This window comes from Salinivibrio sp. VGrn1 (assembly GCF_009377995.1).
GTDB lineage: Bacteria > Pseudomonadota > Gammaproteobacteria > Enterobacterales > Vibrionaceae > Salinivibrio > Salinivibrio siamensis.
Genome location: NZ_SATA01000018.1, coordinates 1 through 6,131, shown reverse-complemented (window position 1 = coordinate 6,131; position 6,131 = coordinate 1). Strand labels below are relative to the sequence as shown.

The following is a 6,131-nucleotide window of genomic DNA, read 5'->3' as shown; positions in this document are numbered from 1 at the left end:
ACATCGCCAGGCTTGCTTTCTTGTTTTCAGATTTTTGGAAAAATCTGAAGGCAAAAACGGATTTAAGCATCAAAGCAGATTGACGTAAGACTTTGATGAGAAAACACCAAGCCCTGACCTCACGGTCGGGGCTTTTTTGTATCTATAGCAAGATATCACGCGTTTTGATTCAATAACTTACCGCTTCAAACTCTATAAACCGTTATACCTCAATAATGTATATCTGTGCCCACTCAACGCGGAAGCCGAGAGTCGATTCCAATATTACTCGGTAAAGCGCGCTTTTCACCGGTAATCTATAGACATAAAAAAACCTCCTTTGCGGAGGTTTTGATTATCAAGCTTGTTGACTCGCTATTACGCTGGATTCTTGGCGATCAGTTTTCTTGTTCGCTCTGCGGGTTCATCGAGTCCAAGCTTTTCATAGGCTTTAAGCATTAAAGGGAGTGACGCTCTGGCCGCTTCTGTATCAGGGAAGTCACGCTGCAACGCTTGGCAACGATTAACCGCGGCAACCCAAGCTTCTCGACGAATATAGTAATCTGCTGCGGCGAGCTCATAGTTAGCGAGGCGGTTTTTTAATGCGGTCATCCGCGCTTTGGCATCTGCGGCATACTCACTGTTTGGATAGCGCTCAAGCAGGCGACGAAAATCGGCAAATGCTTTGCGTGCTGGCTGAGGATCTCTGTCGTCCCGCTCCATACGAAGAATATCGTGAATGAGGCTACGATCTTGCGCCATATGGGTAAGGCCACGCATATAAACCACCCAGTCACTTTCTGGGTGCGCAGGGTGCATACGCATAAAACGATCAATGGTTGCCTCGGCTAAAGCCAAGTCATCATTTTTGTAATATGCATAAATCAGATCCAGCTGCACTTGATCAGAATAAGCACCAAAGGGATAGCGTGAATCCAGTGCTTCCAGCTTTTCAATAGCGGTTATCCAAGCCCCTTGATTTAACTGCGCTTCAGCATCCTGATACAGTTTGGATGGCGGATCGTCTTGGACGACTTGGTCGTTACTTGAACAACCGGCGAGTAGAGAGGCTGCGAGTAGTGCAGTCAGGGTTAGGCGTTTCATGGGTTATCGCACTTCCTTGAAAAGTTTTTATGCCATCTGGATTACGGTCGCAGCGGCAAACAGATACAATGTCATTATTCCGGCTATTTTATCCAGTGACAGGCGACTATAGCAAAAGGCGTTGATAGGCGATATGCCGAGCGCCACTATAACGACTGTCGCGAGGGTTTAGTCATAGAAATCATAGAAAAGTTCGATATGGCACAACAGATAGAATTATCCCACCAGATCCAAGACCATCAACTGGGTCAACGGCTTGACCAAGCCATTGCTGAGTTGTTTCCTGACTACTCACGCTCTCGGATCAAGACTTGGATCCAAGCCGGCCAGGTATCACTCGATGGTGTGACCATTGATAAGCCGCGCCAAAAAGTGATGGGCGGAGAAAACGTTGAGATCACTGCGGAAATTGAAGATGACGATCGCTGGATAGCGCAAGATATTCCGCTAGATATTGTCTATGAAGATGATGACTTGTTGGTGATTAATAAACCTGCGGGGCTGGTTGTTCACCCAGGCGCAGGTTGCCCTGATGGCACTTTACTGAACGGTCTGTTGTATCGTTATCCGGAAATTGGAGACGTACCTCGGGCAGGGATAGTGCATCGTTTGGATAAAGACACCACGGGATTAATGGTGGTCGCTAAAACTATTCCGGCACAAACCCGTTTGGTGCGTGCGCTACAAAAGCGGAAAATTACCCGTGAGTATGAAGCCATTGCGATTGGTAATATGACCGGCGGGGGGATGGTGGATAAGCCGATTGGCCGCCATTCGACCAAGCGTACCCATATGGCCGTGCATGAGCTAGGTAAACCCGCGATCACTCATTATCGCGTCGCGGAACATTTTCGTGGTCACACACGATTACGGTTGCGGTTGGAAACGGGCCGTACCCACCAGATCCGTGTCCATATGGCCTACTTAAATCATCCTCTAGTGGGTGATCCCTTATATGGCGGGAAGGCCAAACCGCCTCGTCACGCTGACGATGAGCTTGTACAAAGTCTGCGCCAATTCCGACGCCAGGCATTGCATGCGGCCATGCTACGCTTAGATCACCCTGTTAGCGGTGAGTTGATGGAATGGCATGCACCGATCCCCGACGATATGGTGGCCTTGACTGAACGGTTAAGAGACGATCAAACCCAATATGGAGAAGAGGACTACTGATGTATTGCCTTCAGCCTGATTGGCCCGCTCCGAGTAACATACGAGCGCTGACCACCACGCGTATTGGTGGTGCTAGTCAAGGGAGCTTTTCGGGTTGGAATCTTGGCATGCATGTTGGCGACGCACCTGAAGCTGTGGGTCAAAATCGCGCACTGCTTGCACAGCAGGTGAGTGGGGATATCACTTGGCTTGAACAAGTCCATGGTACACACGTTGTCCACTTGCCGACCCGCTCGCCTCATCCACAGGCAGATGCGGCCTTCACCGATACGACGGGTCAAGTGTGTACCATCATGACGGCTGATTGTTTGCCTGTGCTCGTTTGCAGTGACGATGGTCAGCAAGTCGCGGCTGCCCACGCAGGTTGGCGAGGTTTATCGTCTGGCGTGTTAGAAGCGACGCTATCTCAGTTTTCCGATCCCAATCGATGTCTTGCCTGGTTAGGGCCAGCCATTGGGCCACAGGCTTTTGAAGTTGGGGAGGAGGTGATCGAGGCGTTTGTAACGCACTCACCGCAGGCGATGTCGGCATTTACCGCAAAAGGAAACGGTAAGTATTTTGCTGATCTTTATCACCTTGCGAAGCAACGACTCCAACAGGCTGGCGTTACTGCTGTTTATGGTGGGGAGTTTTGTACCTACCAGCAGGCGGATCAGTTTTATTCGTATCGACGAGATGGGCAAACAGGCCGGATGGCAACCTGCATCTGGCGGGTGAAATAAAATCGACAAAGGTGCTTGAAAAGCGCCGCAATCGTGCCCATTTATTCATCAACTAGAGGTGTTAAGTGGGAGGAACTATGCGCCTTGACCGATTTACGAGTAAATTCCAAATTGCGATTTCTGATGCGCAATCACTGGCATTAGGGCGAGATCACCAGTACATCGAGCCTGTTCATTTGATGACCGCACTCCTGAACCAAGACAGCAGTGCCATCCGCCCGTTATTGACCATGCTGAATGTGGATGTGAGCCAGCTGCGTTCCAGCCTTTCTGAGTTATTAGACCGCTTACCACAAGTAACGGGTACCGGTGGCGAGGTTCAGCTTTCAAACCACCTGGGGACGTTATTTAACCTGTGCGACAAAATCTCGCAAAAGCGTAAAGATAAATATATCTCGTCAGAGCTTTTTGTTTTGGCTGCGGTGGAAGATAAAGGTCAGTTGGGCGAGCTGTTACGTAGTCACGGTTTAACATCGCAAAAGGTTGAAGAAGCGATAGAGAAAGTCCGTGGTGGGCAGCAAGTGGATGATCCTAACGCGGAAGAGAACCGCCAAGCCCTCGAAAAATTCACCATTGATCTTACTGAGCGTGCAGAGCAAGGCAAGCTGGACCCTGTCATTGGCCGTGATGATGAAATCCGTCGTACGGTGCAAGTGTTACAACGCCGTACCAAAAATAACCCAGTGCTGATTGGTGAGCCTGGCGTGGGTAAAACGGCCATCGTGGAAGGCCTGGCTCAACGCATTGTGAATGGTGAAGTGCCAGAAGGACTTCGTAGCAAACGCGTACTCTCTCTTGATATGGGCTCACTGGTCGCAGGCGCGAAATACCGTGGTGAATTTGAAGAACGTTTAAAAGCGGTGCTGAATGAACTGGCCAAAGAAGAAGGCAATGTCATTCTCTTTATCGACGAACTTCACACCATGGTGGGCGCAGGTAAAGCTGAAGGGGCCATGGACGCGGGCAACATGCTTAAGCCTGCCTTGGCACGTGGTGAACTCCATTGTGTGGGGGCAACGACGCTGGATGAATACCGACAGTATGTGGAAAAAGATGCGGCACTAGAACGCCGTTTCCAAAAAGTGTTGGTGAGTGAGCCGAATGTCGAAGACACGGTGGCCATTTTGCGAGGCCTCAAAGAGCGTTATGAATTGCATCATGCGGTAGAAATTACCGATCCGGCTATCGTAGCTGCTGCGAGTTTGTCACACCGCTATATTGCTGATCGGCAGCTGCCAGATAAAGCCATCGATCTGATTGACGAGGCTGCGTCTAGTATTCGGATGCAAATAGACTCTAAGCCAGACTCACTCGACAGGCTTGAGCGTCGCATTGTGCAACTGAAGATAGAGCAGCAAGCGCTGGAAAAAGAAGAAGACAGTGCGAGCCAAAAGCGCTTAGAAACGCTTCGCGACGAGCTAGAAGCAAAAGAGCGCGAGTATGCAGAATTAGAAGAGGTCTGGAATACTGAAAAAGCCGCTGTATCTGGTGCTCAACACATCAAAGCAGCGTTAGAGCAAGCGCGTACTGATATGGAAATCGCACGTCGAGCCGGCGACTTGAGTCGGATGTCAGAGCTGCAATACGGCAAGATCCCTGAACTAGAGAAGCAATTGGATCTTGCCAGCCAAGCAGAGATGCAGGAAATGACGCTGCTTAAAAACCGTGTCACGGATGCAGAGATTGCTGATGTTATCGCACGGCAAACAGGCATCCCAGTGTCGCGTATGCTTGAAAGCGAAAAAGAAAAGCTGCTCAAGATGGAGTCGGCATTGCATGAACGCGTGATAGGGCAAGATGAAGCGGTGAGCGCTGTTGGTAATGCTATTCGCCGTAGCCGTGCCGGTTTGGCGGATCCGAATCGCCCAATTGGTTCATTTCTCTTCTTGGGCCCAACGGGGGTAGGTAAAACCGAACTTTGTAAATCACTGGCTGAATTCATGTTTGACAGCCGTGATGCCATGGTACGGATTGATATGTCCGAATTTATGGAGAAGCATTCCGTGGCTCGCCTTGTGGGTGCACCCCCAGGTTATGTGGGTTATGAAGAAGGGGGGTATCTGACCGAAGCGGTACGTCGTCGCCCTTACTCTGTCATTCTGCTCGACGAGATAGAGAAAGCTCACTCGGATGTGTTTAACATCTTGCTACAGGTGCTGGATGATGGGCGCCTGACGGATGGTCAAGGCCGCACTGTCGACTTTCGCAATGCGGTGGTGATCATGACGTCAAACCTTGGCTCAGAGCAGATTCAGGCGCATTTCGGTGAACTGGACTATGCGGGTATAAAACACACCGTGATGGAAGTGGCTGCAAATCATTTCCGTCCAGAATTCATCAACCGAATCGATGAAGCGGTGGTGTTCCACCCATTAGCCGAAGACCACATCAAAGAGATTGCAGGTCTACAGATGCAAGAGCTGGCTCATCGTATGGCCGAAAGAGACTTTAAGCTTGAGGTCTCAGACGCAGCCTTGGCAAAAGTGGCTAAAGGTGGCTTTGACCCCGTCTATGGTGCGCGTCCACTCAAACGTGCTATCCAGCAGACAATTGAAAACCCGCTTGCTCAGCAAATTCTAAGTGGCGAGCTGATACCAGGGCGGCCTGTTTTCCTCGATGTTGAAAACGATCAAATCATCGCAAAACAGGACTGATAGATACTTATTGAGCGAAAGCCACCGACTTTAGGTGGCTTTCTGCTTAGTTTTCGCATGGAAATGCTCAGTAATAATGCACCTTGTTGGCTTTTTGCTCGCTTGAAATGTTTTTATCAAAAACTCCTTGCGTCAAAAAATCACCTCTCTATAATGCGCTCTCGTTGGCACGGCAAGCCGCGCTAACAACGGCAAAACAAACAAGCAAAACAAAATGCTTGACTTGTTGCCAAAGTGGCGTAAGATGCCACTCCCGCTCAAGATTGAGCGGCGCTCTTTAACAATTTGACCTATGCAATCTGTGTGGGCACTCGTTAAGAATAGACAAAAAGATTTATTCGATGAACTGAGTGACCAATTCATGTTGGTACAGCCTTGAGCTGTTTTGATTTCACTTTTTCAAAAGTGGATGCCAACAGGAGCACAGTCAATTCGTTTTTCTCTTCGGAGAGAAACAGTAATCAGTATTCATTGAGCTGAAACTTCGGTTTCGAAAAAC

4 protein-coding genes are annotated in these 6,131 nt (G+C 49.4%); 3 read left to right on the top strand and 1 reads right to left on the bottom strand.

From position 1 onward, the window contains the following. Positions 1-357: 357 nt before the first annotated feature. Positions 358-1,083, bottom strand: a complete 726-nt coding sequence (bamD, locus tag EHW56_RS15160) for an outer membrane protein assembly factor BamD (RefSeq protein WP_077579590.1) — start codon at positions 1,081-1,083, stop codon at positions 358-360. A gap of 198 nt (positions 1,084-1,281) precedes the next feature. Here bamD and rluD point away from each other — a divergent pair, with 198 nt between their 5' ends. The 3 genes from rluD (at position 1,282) to clpB (ending at position 5,632) form a co-directional block, all read left to right on the top strand. Next, complete coding sequence (rluD, locus tag EHW56_RS15155; protein ID WP_046074616.1) at positions 1,282-2,256, top strand: 23S rRNA pseudouridine(1911/1915/1917) synthase RluD; 975 nt, start codon at positions 1,282-1,284, stop codon at positions 2,254-2,256. After that, on the top strand, positions 2,256-2,978 hold the full coding sequence (gene pgeF / locus EHW56_RS15150; protein WP_152797342.1) for a peptidoglycan editing factor PgeF: 723 nt from the start codon (positions 2,256-2,258) through the stop codon (positions 2,976-2,978). The genes rluD and pgeF overlap by 1 nt, the downstream gene beginning before the upstream one ends. A gap of 77 nt (positions 2,979-3,055) precedes the next feature. Further along, positions 3,056-5,632: an ATP-dependent chaperone ClpB gene (gene clpB, locus EHW56_RS15145; RefSeq protein WP_046074618.1), complete on the top strand. Its 2,577-nt coding sequence runs from the start codon at positions 3,056-3,058 to the stop codon at positions 5,630-5,632. The last annotated feature ends 499 nt before the right edge of the window (positions 5,633-6,131 follow it).

Coding starts and splice junctions, on each gene's coding strand:
- pgeF (WP_152797342.1), top strand. CDS start 2,256: ATGTATTGCCTTCAGCCTGATTGGCCCGCTCCGAGTAACATACGAGCG.
- rluD (WP_046074616.1), top strand. CDS start 1,282: ATGGCACAACAGATAGAATTATCCCACCAGATCCAAGACCATCAACTG.
- clpB (WP_046074618.1), top strand. CDS start 3,056: ATGCGCCTTGACCGATTTACGAGTAAATTCCAAATTGCGATTTCTGAT.
- bamD (WP_077579590.1), bottom strand. CDS start 1,083: ATGAAACGCCTAACCCTGACTGCACTACTCGCAGCCTCTCTACTCGCC.